This is a genomic window from Borrelia parkeri, assembly GCF_023035815.1.
Taxonomy (GTDB): Bacteria; Spirochaetota; Spirochaetia; order Borreliales; family Borreliaceae; genus Borrelia; species Borrelia parkeri.
Genome location: NZ_CP073165.1, coordinates 1 through 18100, shown reverse-complemented (window position 1 = coordinate 18100; position 18100 = coordinate 1). Strand labels below are relative to the sequence as shown.

The window sequence follows — 18100 nt, the reverse complement described above, 5'->3', positions numbered from 1 at the left end:
TAGTTTAGTTTTTAATAGTATAGAATAATCTCTACTCTTAAAATCCATACCACCTAATAATCATTTATGATAGTTATTTGAATATATATATCTTCTATTACCAAATATTGGCTCTGTTACTAATCAGTCATATAAGTTTTAAATAAATTAAATTCATTCATATTGATATATACTTATCTATTAGTAAGTAACTTTTAAGGAACAAAATATGATTTTAAAAAATAAATATTTAGCTTTAACCTTTCTTCTCAGCTTGATTGGTTGTAAGTTCTTTTTTACTGATGAAGAAATTCACAAAAAGTATTCAAAAACACTTGATAAAGTAAACTCCATGATGTTGAATGCTAGTGAGATAGCTATGAAAAATATTTTTAGTGATAATCAGCATTCAGAAAAACATCTATCTAAAATTAATAGCAAAAGTACAAAAGATATATCACCTAAACAAACTGAACCTCAAACAAGTATCTTAGTTGCAACTCCCTCTGAGACAAAAAAAGAAGAATTCAGTTTGCCTAGTAATAACATTTTTGATAACGCTTCATTCAATACTTCAAATACTGATGAAAATATAGTAACACAAAAAATAACCATTAATACTCCTGCAAAAACAGATTTAACTCATACAACAGAACACAACAACATATCAACACTAGATAATGATACAACCTACTCCAATCAAAATAATATTAATAATCCTTCTCATCAAAACAGTAAGACAGTTGAACATCATTCAAATGCAAATATTCTTCTCAGAGGCAACAGTAAAACTTCTCTGAAGGCATTAAATGGTGAATCACATAATATTCAATACGAATATACCTATAAATCACATTATGACTCAAACCCAATAATATCAGGTTCATACTCTGACAGTTCCATAACAATTGAGGAATATGAATTTGACGAAGATGCAGATGCAGATTCTAAGCTAGAAACCAGATTAGACAATCAATATAAATTTAAACTAAAGAATATCACAGATAGTGTTGAGCAAGCACTTAAAATAGCTGAACAAATAAAAGATGACTTGGATACAATTGAATTCCATAGAATCAAATTAAGCAATTATTATGGAATAAGAGCCGAAGAACATGAAAAACAAACGGCAAAAAAAGAACTCTCCAAGTTTACAAAAGATAAATTAGAAGCAGATCTTAAAAAACTTCTAAGTGAAATTGAGAAGAGTTTAAATTCAGCAACAATTCTGATTACTTATAATGATTACGGTGGAAATTTACAAAGCGACCTGTCTGCAAAGACAAAATTAGATGAACTCAAAACTGAAGTAAGTTCTTTAATTACAAAAATACAAGAATTTAATAACAAAGATCATCAAGCATATCCGACATCATCTTATAATGATTACCAAACATACCAAGCATTACGAAATCCATACTCAAAACTTACATTAGTAAAAGACTTACTTACTCGCACAGGTATTGTTGCCAGATAAATAGTATTTTTACTTACTCTAAATAAAAATAGGAAGATAGCTTAACAAAGCCTATCTTCCTTTGTATTTAAATATTATAATAATTACTTAATTGTATCTAGAACACCTATAATCTTATCATATACTAATTTCATTCCAGGAATTTTAACTGTAATGAGATCTTTATATTCTCTCTCAACATGCTTTATTAATTTCTCACTGTCAGAATCAATACCACCTGTCTTGGCTTTATAAGATGAAATAAGACTACCTACAGCTTTTATAAAAGCTTCTCTTTGTGACTTAATTTCGTCAAACTTTGTTTTAACTTCTTTTAAATCAACAAGACTCAATTTATCAAGTTTATCTTTACTCTTTTCTACTTTATCAATTATTTTCTCAAAATTAGATTGAAGATGTTCTCTACCTGCACTCATTATATCCTTAATCCATGTACCCTTGTTTGTATCATCTGTTTCGATATTTTTAAGAATATTTGCAAAATCTTTTATTTTCTCTTTATCGTATCCCAAAGAGGAATAAAATAATCTTCTTGCTTCCTTATTCTCATCATTATCTAGTGTCTTATTATTAACAGTATCTGTCACTGCTTTAAATACTTTATCCTTCATTCCATATTGATTTCCATCCTCAACTTCAGCCTTATCCTTATTTACTACTTTAATAAGACCTTCGGTATCCTTTTTAAGTTCAGATATTAATTTTTTCTTCTCAGCAACATCCTTATCTTCCTTTGCTGGTTCATCTCCTTGAATATCATCTACAACCTTTTCTAAACCATTGATATTAACTTCTTTGTAGGCCTCATCTCCTTGAACACTATTTACAACCTCTTTTGAAAGATCTTTATTTCTTTCTTTATTACCCAATAATTTAGAATTTAGATCACAAGATACTAATCCTACAACTAACAATGTAAATATAAATAAGTTTTTTCTCATAAATATTCTCCTTCCTTGAAATTAATAATGATTATTATTTAATATAATAATCATTATTAATTTATAATATATATCACTTTGTTTAAAATACAAATTATTTTAATTAAATTTTCTTATCTTTTTTTTACTCTCTCTTAAAAAGACATAGTACTATGTTTGACACTAATATTATTATTAACTATTATTTTTATCTTGATATTGTTCAGCTATGATTTTGGTGTAAACAATTTACACCTCTAATTGCTAAAATGATTAAAAATAAATTAATATCTATTAGTATAATTCTATATACATATATAACCAAAAAAACATATTTACTGTTTGACATTTTAAATCATAAGAAAATCTTTACTTTAAATCACCTTTTTTATTTACTACTGTCTTTGCTCGATAAGTCTTTATTGTTATTTTTTATTTTAAATTTCTTCAATTCCAGTAGCATTTATAAATAATTTACCCTCTTAACTATAGCTTGCCAACAAAATATGATGCGTTAACATAAAATATAAACATTCCTTATCATTATTTAAAACCTTAAAATGGGAATATAAAATAAATACACAGTCAAATTTTAAAGGTAATTCGTTTTAGAAACTCATTTAAATAAAATCAATAAGAGTTCCTTATAAAGGAACTCTTATTGAAAAATACTAATATTATAAAATATTTAAATCTTTACCATCTCTATCTTGAAAGATTCTCTAGAACAGATTTTGCTTCTTTAATGACTTTTTCTATCTCTTTCTTTATTCCTATTGCTTCTCCTATATTAGAAGAAGAGGATTCTAATAAACTTAAAACATTTTCTGCTTCACTTCGTGACTTTTGAGCTAAAAAATCACTATTCACTCCTCTTGATAAGTAACTTCTACGTTTCTTCTTTCTTAATCTTTCAGTAATAGCTTTTTTTAAAGTTTTTTCAGCTTCTTCAAAAAAATATTTTGCAGATTCCAATTCACCAATTGCAATATCAATTTTATTCATAAGACCCTCAGAATTAAAAATCTCACCTCTCAAACAACCTTGTAATCGATTTAAATCTTGTATCTTTTCCTTATTCTCCCTATAACTTTTGCTTAGTGATTCTCTTTCATTCTGAATTCTTTCCATTATATTATGAAAATCGACTCTTACTAATTCATATTTATCTTTAAGCTCATGTGCACTCTCCATTAATAAAGGAAATCCAGAGTTTTTAAGAGCATTTTCTACCCCTTTAATTGCCTTATCTGCGTCTTTTTCGTACTCAGTACTTGGTATTAGGTCTTCTTCTTTTATCTCTATTTCTTCTTGGACATAGTATGGATAAAATTGTTGAGATACCGCAAATTCCGCATTCACAGGTTTTACTTCCATATCTTGTTGTATTTCTACTTCTTCCTTAAGGCCATCTATAACAACTTCTTTTTGTTCCTGATTTTCTTGTTTATGGTTTAAATCTTTATTATCTTTGCTTTCATCTAAAAACTTTTCCTTCACTTCATTTAATAAATCATTAAGGACATTTATATCACATGATAACAAACATAATAATGTTAATATACATACTGCTAAAATACTTCTCTTCATATCTCCCTCCTGGGATATTAAATTATTTAATGTAATATACACCTTTTATTTTAAATATCAAAAATAAATTATTAAAATAATAAAGTATGTCACTTTGACCCACTTAAAAGTGCAACAAAAATATTTTATTAAGTAAATTTATACAATAAAAAACAAAAATATAATCCTAATCTAAAACTTGTAATCAAGTAAATCCAATTTATACTTTAAAAAAATAAATAATTAAAAAACAATCAACTAAAGTAAACATATCATTCAATAAAAACAAAAACTAAGAAACCTGGTTCCTACCTTTACTTTATAAACAATTCTACTCACTTACTAATCAAAACTAATCTTAGAATAATCATTTACCCCTAATTAAAAAAGTTTAGCCAAAGCTTGTTTACTCATCTTTAGTACAAATATTTAATCTACTAAAATGCAAAAAAAGGAAAACAATTCTCATAAAGAGAAATAGTTTTCCTAAAATGACTTTATTTAGTTATGTATTTGTTATTAAATACTCTTTAGTCCTGATTATTAGTTCTTCTTAGTTTCAGGAACCTGCTTATCAGTAGTGACAAGAGTATCTTTAGAATTAATATTCATAGCATCCTTAAGGGTCTTAAGCCCTATATCAATAGTATTTCTTATTGCTATTGTGAGAGTATCCAACGCCTTAGTAACTGCACTTATAGCTGCTCCCTTAACTGCTTTCTCCGCATCAGCGTCACCATTATTAACATTAGCAAATTTACCATCTTTAGCCATAGCTCTTAAAGCAATACCCCCTGATATGGTCCCATCTTTAGAATTAACATTAATAGCATTAGCAGCACCATTATTCTTAGCTAACTTAGCAGCATCAGCATTTTTAACCATAGCTTGTAATATGTCAGCCCCAGTTACTGCTCCTACTGCTTTAACTGCATCAGCAGCTGATTTTTTTGCAGCATCAGCACTAGCAGCAGCTGCATTACCAAATAATTTACCTGCTTCACCAGCATCGTTACCCCTTGCAGTAGAACCATCTTCAGCTTTTTTATCATCTCCAGCCTCAGCACTTCCTATATTTTTAAGCACTACATCTACAATTTTTCCAATCCCTTCACTAAGAGACTTAACTGAAGCTTCTTCGGCTTTAGTACCAACACCAGCAGCACCACCTTTAACAACATCACCAATTGAGTCACCAGCATCACCAATAGCTTCACTAGCGGTTTTAGCACCATCAATTATCTTATCAAGAGTATTAGCAATTAGAGCTTTTACAGCGGTATCAACTGCAGAAGCATTAGGATTATTATCAGATTTCATATCAGCAACAATTTTCTCAAGGGATGTCTTAGTAGATGAAACAGTATCATGTACTTTCTTAAAGTAGTTCCCAACATCAGACTTCTTAGTATTAGTATTAAACCCTAAAACCCCTCCAACCATATCAGAAAGGGAAGTGAAAACATTTAAGAAGTCATTACTTAAACTAATAAGAGATTTTAAGAATCTACTCTTAACACTCTGTAATTAAAGTAATCTAAGTTATCATTAAAAAAATAAAATAAGTTAAATAATTATTTATAAGGTCGTTCCAATACTTTATAGTTTTAAGTTCTGGTTTAGTTTCAAAATACTTAAGTATATTAGAATCATCATTCTTTAATTGTATTAAAAACTTATCTATCATTTCTAAACTATCAAAAAATGTCTCATATAACACCGCATGCATTTTTTTAGATGCTTGAAGAAATTTCTTGTAATAATAATACTTAGCAGGTATACGTTTAGACAGACTCTCAAGATTAGTTATAGATGTATGACTCACAGATTGCTGTTTTATTATGCTTTTAGTTCCTGTTTTAACATTAAAGGCTTTATTTTCCTTGAGAGAATTTACAAGTGGAACATTTACACTATTAGCTAGTTTATCATTAGCTTCTTGAATATGCTCCAATGAACTAGCATCAGTGTCAACCTCAATCTCAATTGATAGGTATCCTACAAAAGCATATCTTCTGGCATATGTCATATATGAACCTATAAGTTAAGGTAATGTAATTTGATTTTTTGATCCTAAAAATAGGATCATTCTCTGTAAACAAGTATATCAAATGACTCTCTATATACACTCTTGAGACTATAAAATGTTGTTGTAACAACATTAATTGTATTATTTCCTGCAACTTTAAATGTTGGACATTGTACAAAATCAATGTCTAAATTATTGCTCTTTATAACATTCTTTATCTCTCTTATTACCTCATTAAAATTTTGATATTTATATCCATATCCATTAAGCTTCTTAGCAACACCACCTAAATTCATACACAACTGTAGAGAGACTTTAGAAAGTTTATCTCTGCTTGTTTTTCATTTACTACTGAACTTTGCTCATTTATTATTATATCTGTTACTTTTATTGCTTGTTGTTTATTTAGTTTCTTAACTGCTTTACGCATTCTAGTTATTATATTTACAATTTTTTTTGTCATATTTAGTTTCCTTATTATTTGTTTTATATATAAAAAGAATAATATCAAAAACTAAATTTGTCGAATTTTATAAAATTTTTTGACAGCATCATTAAGTACAAAACTAATAATTTAGTATAAAATTAAGTCTTTGTTAGCACCTTTTCTTGAAAAATTTGCTAACAAAGACTTAAAGTCTGTCTAAATTGAACAAAATAATAAGGTAGTACTAAAATGATAGCACTACTAACGATACATAAAATACAACAAATTGCAAATAAAATCAATCCTTATTTATAATAACTTTTTTATCTTATAGAGAACTTACTTATCAAAAACATAACAATAGATATAATTATTGGTAATCCCATTGCCATAATAATTAACATTCTATTTCCTATACCAAGCTTTTCTAATAGTAACGCATTATTACTCTGTATTTCTTTAAGTAAATTTTTTTCTAGATTAGATACATCCTTTTATAAATTCTTATCTACATTAATGATTTGCTGTTCTAATGAATTCATCTTTTCTCTTAAAACTTCAAAGTTAAAATTATCATTATGAAATAAAATTCACAGCTTCTTCAGTAAATCCCTTATTAAAAAACTCCTTCTTTATAATATTCTGTTCTATATGTCTTATATGCTAAATTATTCATAAATACTCCTTATACCTAGCCTTTTAAACTTTTAAATTTCTTCATAAACTCTTCGAGTAAATCTTTTTTGTCTTTAAAAAGTTCATCCATTAAAAAATTTGTAAACTTAGCATTTTGCTTATAAAAATCATAACTTTCTTGATTCTTAAGCTGAAATCTTAATGGTTTTATTGGATTTACTCTTGATTTCTTTATTGATGTACTTTCTTTTTCCGCCAAAAAGGATAAAGACTGCCTAAAACCATTTTCAACTAGATATTCTTCTTTCAAAATTCCATCTTGAATAGCACTAGCTATTCTTAAATAAGAATAGGCCTGTGATTTAGCCAACTTATAATCTTTTATAAATTGAGAAAAACTTTTATAACCGTCTAACTTATAATATTCTTTTTCCTTTATCTCTCTTAAAATATGCATGGCTTCTATTTTATTATAGATATCATCTTTTATATTATCCTTTAACTTACTTTTTAAAAGTTTAAATCTTTTTTGGTCATCACTCATGTTAATATCATCATTGGTTAATAAAATAGAATTTTTATCATTGTTTAAGTTTCTTGCATTAATTATTATTTCATCATTATTTTTTTTATTCATAAATTTCCTTTACTCTGTTGAATTTTTATAATTTTCCAGCGCTGGATAACTTATACTAGAAACTCCTATCGTATCGTTATTAAGACTTATGCGATATAATAAATTACTCAATATTTGATCATATTCTATGATATAATCCGACTTTAAATCAAAATTACTGTTACTTGCTATTCTTTTATTTAAATTTTCCCTTTCAGATACGACACCTAAAAAGGTGTCCTTTTCTTGAATTATTTTCAATAATTTTTTATGGGTATTATTTTTTTTAAACCTTGTTATAATAAAGAAAATTGGTATTAACCTTTCCAATTTTTTAATGAAAAACTCTAAAAGTTCATAGCTTTCAATTGTCCATTTCTCAGCTGTCATTGGAACTATTATATAATCAGTAGAATTTAAAGAACATTTTAATGTAAAATCTAAACTAGGATTAGTATCAATCACTATGTAATCATACTTTACTTTTAACCTCCTTAATTCTACCTTTAGCTTTAAATCAATAGATTTATGCCTATTTGCACAATAAAAATCTTCATTTAAACTATGTAAGGTTAAATAACTAGGAAGTAAATCTAAACTACTTTCAATATTAAAAATTGCATTAGCAATCTCTAAATCTCCTTTTAAAACTTCACATATATTTTTTTCCATTAAATTTATATTTTTTTCTTTTATCTCGTTAAAGAAATAACTAGTAACCGAAGCTTGGGTATCCATATCGATTAAAAGTACTTTATGTTTTTGGGATAATAATGTTGCAAATATGATAGCACTTGTACTTTTTCCAACACCTCCTTTAATTGATGCGATCGTAATTACTTTAGGTTTTTTTCTATCCATTTAGTTATAATGCCTCCTTCTGGTAATTTTTTACTGTAAAAATCGTATACTTGTTCTTCTAAATTAATTATTAGTTCAAGTAAAAATTGACTATATTGTGTCTCTGATTTTTTTTGCTTAATCAAACGAGATATTCCCTTAATATAACAAAACACACTTCCTTTTTTAAATCTAAATTCTATGTAATAAACCTTTGAGAAGGTATATGACCTCATAAAGCCATTTTCTTCATATTTTGTTATGATATTTTGTACTGGTTTTCTATAACCATAATAAATACCTAAAAATTTATCATCTCCTTTTATAGAAAATAAATTAAAAGGTGTTATTTTTGCTTGATTAAATAATCCTCTAAATGCGATAAAAAACTTATTATTTTGTCTTCTATGAACTCCAAACGTATATAAATCATTCATCATCTTTGTGTGATATATTGTTTTGTTATCAATTTTTTCTATTTTTATAAAAAGACCTCTGCTTTTCAATTTATCCTTAATTTCTAACTTTTTCTCTTTAAGGCGTTCTAACACACTCTGCATAACTAATCCTTAACTAGTAATTTTTTTAGATTCTTCTAATTGTAGATAATTTTTATTACCTTCCATTAACTCTAAAAGTTCACAGTAGTAATGGTTACTAAATACCTTGTCGTATTCTAATTTGTTCTGTTTGTTTAAATAATTCTTTAATATTGGTACCAAAACCGATACGTCTACTTTATGTCTTAATTGTTCAAGAAGTATGCTAAAGATGTTATTCCTAATGTCTCTCTCATTTTTCTGTGTGTTTTTATTAGCAAATTCAACTGTTTTTTTAAGTTTTTCTATTATCTTCTTTAAATCACTGTATTTATCTTTTTCTATGATAAAGTGGGGTTTATTTTTATATTGTTCATATACGTTTTGTATTTGGGTTTTTAATTGCTTGGTGTCATACCCTCTATTCTCCAGATCAGCTTTTATTTTGTCTAGTATTTTACTTAATTCTTTTTGTTTACTTGCAAGTTTACTGTTATTTGGTTTAATATCATTGATTCTTTTGTACCCACTATTTTCAGCTATTTTAATGGCTTTCAGTAATTGAATTTTAAAATCTTTTTTCGCTTCTAAATTCAAAATAGAGAGGAAAGCATTTGATGTAAAATTGCATTTCCTAGCGTATTTTTCTATTTGTAATTTTTCTATGGTTTTTGTGTTATTTTTATTTTCTTCTTTATTATTATAATAATTATTAGAACATTCCCATTTTTCTACACTGCTATTTTTAGTGCAAGTCTTTTCAAGATATTCATTAACACGATTTTTGTGTCTTTCTTCTTTTTTATCTCTAAAGTGTTTATTGATTATGCGGTAACATTCTTTTTTAGAATATTTAAGTTTGTAATGAATTTCAGTACCCATGTTAACACCCAAATGTTTGTAATAATTGATTGTCACTTTAAATACTTTTTCTAATTTATAGAGATAGCTTTGTAGTGTTTTAAGTTTAATAGGCTTTTGGCCATTTTTGTTCATATTGTTATTAAAGTAATAAAGTATGTTGCTTTGAGTATATTTTTTAAGGTTCAAGTTCACGTAATCTAATGTTGATACTAAAACGATTAATTTGTGTTGATGTTTATTTATAGGTTTTTTTGTGCTCCTCATTTGAAACTCCTTATTATTTGTTCTATTACTAATCATAATAACGTAATTATTACCAGAAAGTAAACTAGTCTTTAATAAAAAATATTTTTTTGTTAAAAAACAAATAATAAGGAGATCAAATATGATAAATGTAACAAAAATAAATGAGTAAAGATCAGAGGTAGGGATGCAACAATTTAGTTTGTACATGCAGATGGTGTTTAAGGGTTCTGAATCATTTGCATATAAGAGTCAAGAAAAACTTCAGGGTAAACAAAAACAAGTAAGTAAAATAAGTGGAATAGGACGTAAGTTACCAAAAATTGGTAAGGATGAATGTTTTAAGTTTAATATTAAGGTTGATTTTAGTATTTAAAGAAAAGTCTTAAAGAGTATAGGTGCAAGTGAAGTTGGAAGCATGTTTATTGGTGCTGATTCTTTAGAAAAATTGATGCGAGAGCGAATACTTAAAGCTATAGGAAGGGAAAGGAACTAGAAAATCTAGGATTTAGGGAATTTGTACGTATGCACGTGGGTAATATTGAGGTGTTACATAAAAACAAATATGCAAACGGCGTTGATAAATATAATTATTACAAAAAAATTAAAGATTGTGAGATATTAGTTGGTTTGATAATTGGTGGATGGTTTGTGGGTATCACAGACGAAGCACAGTAACTTGAGATCAAAGTTAGTGATAATTTTTACTTAAAGAGTTCTGCTATTGAATACAATAGACTTTCTAATTTTTTAGAAGATAAATATTTCTTTAAGTATTATGTTCAAGTACAAATGCAGCTTTATGTACAGGTTTAAACAAGGGAAATTTATTTTTTATCATAGGTGGTGGGTTAGTCAACTGTGTAATTGATAGAGATGATGATTTTATTAGTTATGTAATGACTGAGGTTTCAAGATTGGAACAGAAAGTTAGTAGTATTGCCAAATCTTTAAAGTCAAATAGTGATATTGATATTAAGAATATTGATTTAGACGAGCTGAGTGTTATTATCACAGATTTTTTAAAGAATAGCTTTTTATATCAAGATTTGTGTGATATAGATTTCAAATTCGAATTTTATAGTTACTCTTACCATTTTTATAACGAGTTTAATTTATTCTTTTTTACACTTATTTATCTAGAGTTTTTGTTGCCTTTTTCTTTTAAATCTATCTTTCTTAAATCTATCTTTCTTAACTTTCATCTTTGATCATGGGAGGTTTATTTAACTTCCTGCTTCACAAGTGCTTGATGCTTGGTTTTTAAAATTATCTAAGTTTTCACCACCATTAAGGGCTCCTTTTACTACTTGTTTAAAAGTTTCTTTTTGCTGGCTAGCATTATCACCTGTACATTTTGTGAGCTCAGTATGTATATGATTAAGGGCTTCCTTTATTTTAGATTCATCATGATTTAAAAATTTGTTGAAATCACTTTCACTCCCCAGAGCCTCTTTTAAGAAATTCAGATTTGATTTTTCAGTATCATTTAACTTTTCTTTTAACACTTCTTCAGGTGTTTTTTGTACTTCTGATTGTTCTTCCAAGTTTCTTTTAACTCTACTCTTAGGTGTAGCATTTCCATGCTCATATTCACAACTACTAATTAGTAGTAATAAAACCAAAATAAAATTAATTTTATTCATATAAATCTCCTTATCTTTTTTGTTTTAAAAATATATCTCTATTTACACATCTTTAATGTACATGTACTTAAGCTATATCTGATATTTATAAGTACAAAGGAGATGGTAAGAGTGATGATGATTCATTAGATAGCCTATCAGCATCATATATGTTATTGACTCTAAGTATGCGTACTTTTAAAGCCCATTTTACTAAAATAAGGTTCCTATAATACTTAAAATATTATATAATAATTACATAAGGGAATTTTATGCAAGATTCATCACTACATTCTGTTGAGAGTACACAAATTTTTAATGGACATATTACAGAGGAGATTATATATCAAGAATTTGTAAAGATGGGAATGCAAGATTTTATTGCAAATGATCTCTCTAAAAGATATTATCGTAATGAATTGACTTATAAAGATATTGAGTATTTAGAGAGTAATTTTAATCTTAAGCTTGAGATGTTAGAACGTAGTTTAAAATCTGAGATTATTTCTGTTAAAACTGAACTTGATAACAAGATTGATATTGTTAGGAATGAGTTAAAATCTAATATTAAAGATCTGGATAATAAGATTGATGTTAACAAGATGGAACTTAAGAGTACATTAAGACTTCATGGTTGGATGTTTGGAACAATTATTACCCTTAATATAGGAATATTTTTAACATTAATATCCATAGTCTATTCATTGTTAAGTAAGTAAATTTGAATTAAGTAAACCTTTTTTTTAATTGATTATATATCAATTATTTTTATTATCAAAACCAATAAAATTTTTATTGATAACAATAAATTTTGTTTATTGTTATATTATGCTCAATCTCTTTAAGATTTTAAGATTATAATCCTATACTCTTAGGTTTTGTTTTTATGCTTACCAAAACTTGTTAACCATTTTGCCCCTGAGTGAAAAAGGAGGCACGTGATAATGAAAAGAATTACTTTTTGTGCATTATTAATGACTTTATTTTTACTTCTTAGCTGTGGCAGTGGACAACTTCAAGCTGAGAAATTGGCTGCTGAAAATAAGAATGTTTTCTTAGATTCATTAGTTAAGATAGGTCATGGATTTCAAGAGATTTTTGGCTTTTTTGGTAATGCTATTGGTGATGCTTTGGGATTTACAGCAGTTAAATCGGGTGATAAGAGAAGTAAAGTTGGTGAACACTTTGAGAAGATAAAAAAAGGTTTAGGTGATACTAAGAATAAGTTAAATGAGCTGTCAAATAAAATATCTGAAGCAAAAAATGCTAATAGCAGTACAATTGAAGCTGTTAAGGGTGCAATTAGCAGTGCAAATGATGTCTTTGAACAACTAATTGCTGCTCTAACTAAACTTGCTGGGGTAATTAATGATGGTTCTGACATTGGTGATACTGCTAGTGCTGCTACTACAGAGGCTGCTGAAAAGGCTGGGGTTGAAGCCATTATTGGGGGAATTCAAACAATTATTGCAGAAGCAGGAAAGTCTGGAATAGAAATCAAACCCGGTGATCCTGGTGTTGCGGTACCTAATGCAAATGGACTTAAAGTTGTGGTTCACAATGCTGCTCCTGATGCTGGTGATGGTCCTAAACTAGCAGATGAAGTTGCTAAGGCAGATCCATGGGCTATGATTGATAAGATTAAAAATGTTAAGACCGACAATGCTGAACCTGCTGCCAACAATAATAATGAAGCTGGAGCGTTAGCTACTGGTGCAGCTACTGCTAATGCAGCAGGAGCAAAGACCAATTCAGATTTAGCAGCAGCCGTAGCTCTTAAAGCCATGACTAAAGGTGGTAAACTTAGTGCTACTGCTAATGAAGTTGTAGGAGTTAAAGCAGCTGCTGTAACTGCTGTAAATAAAGTATTAGGAGTCCTCGACGTGATAATTAGGAAAACAGTATCAAGCAATCTAGATAAGATAAGAGAAGCTGTTAAGGAAATACAGTACTCTGAAACTACTACTGAATCAACTGAAGCTAGTACGACTACTCAACCTGCTACTAAATAAATTATTTAATTAAATAATCTACTAAATAAAGTCATTTGAGGAAAACTTTTCTCTTTATGAGAATTGTTTTCCTTTTATCTATATCTTACCCCCTTGAGTAAATAAGGAGGCACGTGATAATGAAAAGAATTACTTTAAGTGCATTATTGATGACTTTATTTTTACTTCTTAGTTGTGGAAGTGGACAACTTCAAGCTGAGAAATTGGCTGCTGAGAGTAAGAATACTTTCTTAGATTCATTAGTTAAGATAGGTCATGGGTTTTACGAGATTTTTGGCTTTTTTGGTAATGCTATTGGGGGATGCTTTTGAATTTACAGCAGTTAAATCGGGTGATAAGAAAAGTAAAGTTGGTGAACACTTTGAGACGATCGGAGATGGACTTACAACTACTAAGAATAAGTTAAATGAGCTATCAAGTAAAATATCTGAAGCAAAAAATATTGATAGCAGCACAATTAAATTAGTTGAGGATGCAATTAAAGGAGCAAATGGAGTTTTTGAAAAACTAGTTGCCGCTCTAACTAAACTTGCTGGGGTAACTAATGATAGTGCTACTGATATTGGTGATACTGCTAGTGCTTCGGCTGCAGTAGCTGCTGACAAAGATAGTGTTGAAACCATTATTGCAGAAGTTAAAAATATCATTAATGCAGCAGATAAGTCTGGCGTAAAGATTAATGCTGGAGATGCTGGTAGTCCGGTAGCTGGGGGTGGTGCTACTGCACCTGCTGCACTTGTTGGTAAAAATGCTGGTGCGGCTCCTGATGCTAATTCTGGTCCTGCTTTAGCAGCTGAAATATCTAAAGCTGATCCATGGGCTATGATTAATAAAATCAAAAATACTAAAGTCAAAACAGGTAATGTTTCTGGTGACAATACTAATGAAGCTGGGGCATTAGCTGCTGGAACTGGGGTTGATAATGCTGGTGCAAAGAGTAATGCAGACCTAGCTGCTGCTGTTGCTCTTAAAGCCATAACTAAAGGTGGTAAGTTTAGTAATGCTGCTAATGAAGCTGGAGCAGTTAAGGCAGCTGCTGTAACTGCTGTAAATAAAGTATTAGGAGTACTTAATTTTATAATTAGGGAAACAGTAGAAAGCAATCTAGATAAGATAAGAGAAGCTGTTAAGGGAATACAATATTCTGAAAGTACTACTGAATCAACTGAAGCTACTACTACTCAATCCGCTGTTACTAAATAAATTATCTATTTAAATAATCTACTAAATAAAGTCATTTGAGGAAAACTTTTATCTCTTTATGAGATTCGTTTTCCTTTTTGGATTTTATTTATATAGATATTTGTACTAAAGATAAGACAGTAACTTTTAACCAGTTCCATATTAATAGGTGTAAGTAATTAATTTTATTTTATTAAAATAATTTTGAATTGCCTTTAATTATTACAGAATCAAATAACCGGGGTTTTATGAAATTTATTTTTGTTATTTAAAATAAAAGGGTGTACACTTACCAGTAATTATTGTATTTCAATATCGAGATTTAATAATTAAATAATCTAATATCCCAGGAGGGAGATATGAAGAGAAGTATTTTATCAGTATGTATACTAGCATTATTATGTTTGTTATCATGTGATATCAATGCCCTTAATGATTTATTAAATGAAGTAAGGGAAAAAGTTTTAGATGAAAGCAAAGATAATAAAGATTTAAACCATAAACAAGAAAATCAGGAACAAAAAGAAGTTGTTATAGATGCTTTTGAAGAGGGTGTAGAAATAAAACAAGACATGCAGGTAGTGCCTGTAGCCCCAGTAATTTCTGTCAATGCAGATAATGTGGAAAAGGGAATGCCAATGTTCTATCCATACTATTCTCAAGAAGAAATAGAGATAAAAGAAGAGGACTTAACCCCAAGTACTGATGAAGAGATCAAAGCACAAGAAGAAATTGAAAATATAAAAAGTGCTCTTGGAGATTCTGGATTCCAGCAATTAATAATTAAGAATGCACTTGAGTTTAAAGATAGATATGAGCTAGGAAGAGCTGATTTTTATGATATAATGGGAAAATTTCAGAGTGAAAGAATATCACTAACCAAAAAGCGTAAGGAAAATATAGAAAAGATAAGAAAGTTAACTCAATTGCAAAATAAGTTCAATGATGAAAGATCGAATCTCGAGAGGCTTATGAATGAAGTCGATAGTGGATTTAATGAGCTAGAATCCGCAAAATATTTTTTTGAAAAAGCTGAAAAAACTTTAAGAGAATCTATGATTGAAAGATTGAGAAATAAACGTAGGAGTTACTGGTCAAGAAAAGTAGACAGTGATTTTTTAGCTAGACAGGCACTAAGAGAAGCAGAGAATGCGTTAAAACAATTAGAATCTTCTTCTGTGAAGTTAATTGAAGCAATGGCAAAGATAAAAGAAATAGAAGAACTTATTAGTGAGGCAAAAACTGTTCTATAGAATCTTTCAAGATAAAGACTGAAAGATTTAAATATTTTATAATATTAGTATTTTCAAGAAGAGTTCTTTTATAAGGAACTCTCTTTAATTTTATTTAAATAAGTTTCTAAAAACTATATAATGATTTAAATTGAATAACTAGTAAATTCTTTTAAAGCTTTGAGGGGTAATTGATTTTGAATACTGATATTGAAAGAGATGATTTATTAAATAAGGAATATAAGGTTTTAGATAAAGGCTTTATCAAGTTTGTTGATTATATGATGAGCTTATAGATTCTTAATGAATAATGAACATACAAGTCTATATAAACAAGTAGTTTTAAGTTTTATGTTAAGGAGCATATTTATTGACAAACTATAGTTATTCAAGAAGATAAATCCGTATAGAGAAGCTGTTAAGATAGCAGAAATAACAGCTAGTGCATAAAAATAAGGAATCATGGATATAAAAAAGGTCATTTAAAGTAAAGATTTTCTTGTGATTTAAAAGGTCATACAGGTGATATGTTTTCATGTATATAAAATTATACTAATTGATATTAATCTATTTTTGATCATTTTAGGAATTATTTAAGATTGTAGTTGTTTGCATTGAAACCACAACTTAACAATATTAAGATAAAGGTAATAGTTTTAAATAAATAATAATAGTAGTGTAAAACATAGTAGTAGTACTACGTCTTTTTAAAGAGGTAATAAAAAAAATAGAGAATTTTAATTAAAATAATTTGTATTTTAGATAAAGTGATATATATTATAAATTAATAATGATTATTATTTAATATAATAATCATTATTAATTTATAATATATAATTTGATATCCCAGGAGGGAGATATGAAGAGAAGTGTTTTATCAGTATGCGTGCTAGCATTGTTATGTTTTTTATCATGTGATATAAAGGCCCTTAATAAATTGTTAGATAAATCAAGAGAAAAATTTTTAGAAGAAAACAAAAAGGTAGAAGATTTAAAGTCTAAAGAAGAAAATCAAGAAATTAAAGAAGAGCAAGTAGATGTTGTTGCAAGGATTGAAGAGGGTATAAAAATAAATCAAAAAAACTTACAAAAAAAGGTATTGATCAGGAGCTTAAAGAGAAAAGACCTGAAGATAGAGTAGGGCAAAAACAGTCTATATCTCAATCTAATAGGTTAACTGAAGAGGAAGAATCTTATCTTGTTAGTTACGATGATGAGGTTAATGAAATTAATAGCAAGGTTAGTCGTAAATTAGTAACTATTGAGGCAATGCATAGTGAGGTAAGTTCATCATTGTCAGAGATTGAGAGTATGCAAGCTAATATTATTAAAGCTAATTCTGATCTTGATAGGGCAAGAGGTTCTAATGGAAATGGTATTGATCAAAATGTGAAGATAAATTTATATCAAGCAATTGAGAAAGTTAGGGGTAGTAGAAATATTGCAATGGTGCGATATAAGGAGCAATTTAATGCATTACAAAATGCAAAAAGTTATGCTGAGCATGCAAAGAGTTCTACTGAGTCTGCTTTAAGGCATTTAGCACAGATAAGGTCAAATGGTTATTATTATGTAGGTTTTATTGTAGATAGTATTTCGAAGGCAAAAATTAGTTTAAGTAGTGCAGGAAGTGTATTTAAGCAAGTAGAAACAAACTTAGATAGTTTAAGGACTTCCATGGAACAAGCAAAAAAAGATTTTGCTGATTTAAAGGCAGCACATGAAGCATTAGGTTTTGATAAAAAGTAATACATATCATGTTGATGGTAAAGCAATATGTAATTAATAATTTTATTACTTTTTTAGAGTATGATATTTAAGTTAAATAGGGTTTAAATAATATTAAACTCTATTGTTGTGTTTTGTAATTTGTTTAATTTAGAAGTATTATACTAAAAACAATTTAACTA

Annotated in this window: 19 protein-coding genes and 3 pseudogenes; 10 read left to right on the top strand and 12 right to left on the bottom strand. The window is 28.1% G+C overall.

The window, feature by feature from the left end; genetic code table 11:
- The first annotated feature begins 208 nt into the window (after nucleotides 1–208).
- Nucleotides 209–1456 carry a hypothetical protein gene (locus bpSLO_RS06095; RefSeq protein ID WP_246990012.1) on the top strand — a complete coding sequence of 416 codons (1248 nt, stop codon included), beginning with the start codon at nucleotides 209–211 and terminating at the stop codon, nucleotides 1454–1456.
- 83 nt (nucleotides 1457–1539) lie between these two features.
- Here the strand turns inward: bpSLO_RS06095 and bpSLO_RS06090 are convergent, their stop codons facing one another.
- The 11 genes and pseudogenes from bpSLO_RS06090 to bpSLO_RS06045 all read right to left on the bottom strand — a co-directional run bounded on the left by bpSLO_RS06090 (nucleotide 1540) and on the right by bpSLO_RS06045 (nucleotide 10160).
- Entirely contained in the window at nucleotides 1540–2397 is an 858-nt protein-coding gene (locus bpSLO_RS06090; protein ID WP_246990011.1) for a complement regulator-acquiring protein, read from the bottom strand.
- A gap of 684 nt (nucleotides 2398–3081) precedes the next feature.
- Nucleotides 3082–3966 carry a P12 family lipoprotein gene (locus bpSLO_RS06085; RefSeq protein WP_246990010.1) on the bottom strand — a complete coding sequence of 295 codons (885 nt, stop codon included), beginning with the start codon at nucleotides 3964–3966 and terminating at the stop codon, nucleotides 3082–3084.
- A gap of 522 nt (nucleotides 3967–4488) precedes the next feature.
- Nucleotides 4489–5460: pseudogene (locus bpSLO_RS06080) on the bottom strand (variable large family protein); the annotation flags it as partial.
- A gap of 22 nt (nucleotides 5461–5482) precedes the next feature.
- Complete coding sequence (locus tag bpSLO_RS08025; RefSeq protein WP_281506688.1) at nucleotides 5483–5974, bottom strand: hypothetical protein; 492 nt, start codon at nucleotides 5972–5974, stop codon at nucleotides 5483–5485.
- Between the two features lie 56 nt (nucleotides 5975–6030).
- The gene (locus tag bpSLO_RS08020; RefSeq protein WP_281506687.1) at nucleotides 6031–6270 is read right to left on the bottom strand and encodes an ERF family protein; all 240 of its coding nucleotides are present in this window, start codon (nucleotides 6268–6270) and stop codon (nucleotides 6031–6033) included.
- The gene (locus tag bpSLO_RS06070; protein WP_246990009.1) at nucleotides 6267–6437 is read right to left on the bottom strand and encodes a hypothetical protein; all 171 of its coding nucleotides are present in this window, start codon (nucleotides 6435–6437) and stop codon (nucleotides 6267–6269) included. Before bpSLO_RS06070 ends, bpSLO_RS08020 begins: the two co-directional genes overlap by 4 nt.
- Nucleotides 6438–6898: 461 nt before the next feature.
- A pseudogene (gene bdr, locus bpSLO_RS06065) lies at nucleotides 6899–7077 on the bottom strand (Bdr family repetitive protein); the annotation flags it as partial.
- Nucleotides 7078–7092: 15 nt separating this feature from the next.
- Nucleotides 7093–7674 (bottom strand): chromosome replication/partitioning protein, encoded by a 582-nt coding sequence (locus bpSLO_RS06060; protein ID WP_246990008.1) that lies wholly within the window; start codon nucleotides 7672–7674, stop codon nucleotides 7093–7095.
- Between the two features lie 9 nt (nucleotides 7675–7683).
- Nucleotides 7684–8514, bottom strand: a complete 831-nt coding sequence (locus bpSLO_RS06055) for a ParA family protein (protein ID WP_246990007.1) — start codon at nucleotides 8512–8514, stop codon at nucleotides 7684–7686.
- A complete protein-coding gene (locus bpSLO_RS06050; protein WP_246990006.1) occupies nucleotides 8490–9053 on the bottom strand; it encodes a DUF226 domain-containing protein in 564 nt (187 codons plus the stop codon). The genes bpSLO_RS06055 and bpSLO_RS06050 overlap by 25 nt, the downstream gene beginning before the upstream one ends.
- A gap of 9 nt (nucleotides 9054–9062) precedes the next feature.
- Nucleotides 9063–10160, bottom strand: a complete 1098-nt coding sequence (locus bpSLO_RS06045; protein WP_246990005.1) for a plasmid maintenance protein — start codon at nucleotides 10158–10160, stop codon at nucleotides 9063–9065.
- A gap of 187 nt (nucleotides 10161–10347) precedes the next feature.
- On the opposite strand from bpSLO_RS06045, the gene bpSLO_RS06040 reads away from it, so the two are divergent.
- The 3 genes from bpSLO_RS06040 to bpSLO_RS06030 all read left to right on the top strand — a co-directional run bounded on the left by bpSLO_RS06040 (nucleotide 10348) and on the right by bpSLO_RS06030 (nucleotide 11350).
- Nucleotides 10348–10515 (top strand): hypothetical protein, encoded by a 168-nt coding sequence (locus tag bpSLO_RS06040; protein WP_246990004.1) that lies wholly within the window; start codon nucleotides 10348–10350, stop codon nucleotides 10513–10515.
- Nucleotides 10516–10664: 149 nt separating this feature from the next.
- Nucleotides 10665–10817: a hypothetical protein gene (locus bpSLO_RS06035; RefSeq protein WP_246990003.1), complete on the top strand. Its 153-nt coding sequence runs from the start codon at nucleotides 10665–10667 to the stop codon at nucleotides 10815–10817.
- Nucleotides 10818–11038: 221 nt separating this feature from the next.
- Nucleotides 11039–11350, top strand: coding sequence for a hypothetical protein (locus bpSLO_RS06030; protein ID WP_246990002.1), 312 nt, complete (start codon nucleotides 11039–11041; stop codon nucleotides 11348–11350).
- Nucleotides 11351–11365: 15 nt separating this feature from the next.
- Here the strand turns inward: bpSLO_RS06030 and bpSLO_RS06025 are convergent, their stop codons facing one another.
- Nucleotides 11366–11785, bottom strand: coding sequence for an Mlp family lipoprotein (locus tag bpSLO_RS06025; protein ID WP_246990001.1), 420 nt, complete (start codon nucleotides 11783–11785; stop codon nucleotides 11366–11368).
- A 251-nt stretch (nucleotides 11786–12036) separates the two neighbouring features.
- On the opposite strand from bpSLO_RS06025, the gene bdr (bpSLO_RS06020) reads away from it, so the two are divergent.
- From bdr (bpSLO_RS06020) to bpSLO_RS05995, 6 genes and pseudogenes are all read left to right on the top strand, one after another.
- A complete protein-coding gene (gene bdr, locus bpSLO_RS06020; RefSeq protein WP_246990000.1) occupies nucleotides 12037–12483 on the top strand; it encodes a Bdr family repetitive protein in 447 nt (148 codons plus the stop codon).
- 222 nt (nucleotides 12484–12705) lie between these two features.
- A complete protein-coding gene (locus bpSLO_RS06015; protein ID WP_246990013.1) occupies nucleotides 12706–13776 on the top strand; it encodes a variable large family protein in 1071 nt (356 codons plus the stop codon).
- Between the two features lie 119 nt (nucleotides 13777–13895).
- Nucleotides 13896–14979, top strand: a pseudogene (locus tag bpSLO_RS06010) (variable large family protein).
- A gap of 338 nt (nucleotides 14980–15317) precedes the next feature.
- Nucleotides 15318–16211, top strand: coding sequence for a P12 family lipoprotein (locus tag bpSLO_RS06005; RefSeq protein ID WP_246989999.1), 894 nt, complete (start codon nucleotides 15318–15320; stop codon nucleotides 16209–16211).
- A gap of 838 nt (nucleotides 16212–17049) precedes the next feature.
- Nucleotides 17050–17331, top strand: a complete 282-nt coding sequence (locus tag bpSLO_RS06000) for a hypothetical protein (protein WP_246989998.1) — start codon at nucleotides 17050–17052, stop codon at nucleotides 17329–17331.
- Between the two features lie 128 nt (nucleotides 17332–17459).
- Nucleotides 17460–17939, top strand: coding sequence for a hypothetical protein (locus bpSLO_RS05995; RefSeq protein WP_246989997.1), 480 nt, complete (start codon nucleotides 17460–17462; stop codon nucleotides 17937–17939).
- The last annotated feature ends 161 nt before the right edge of the window (nucleotides 17940–18100 follow it).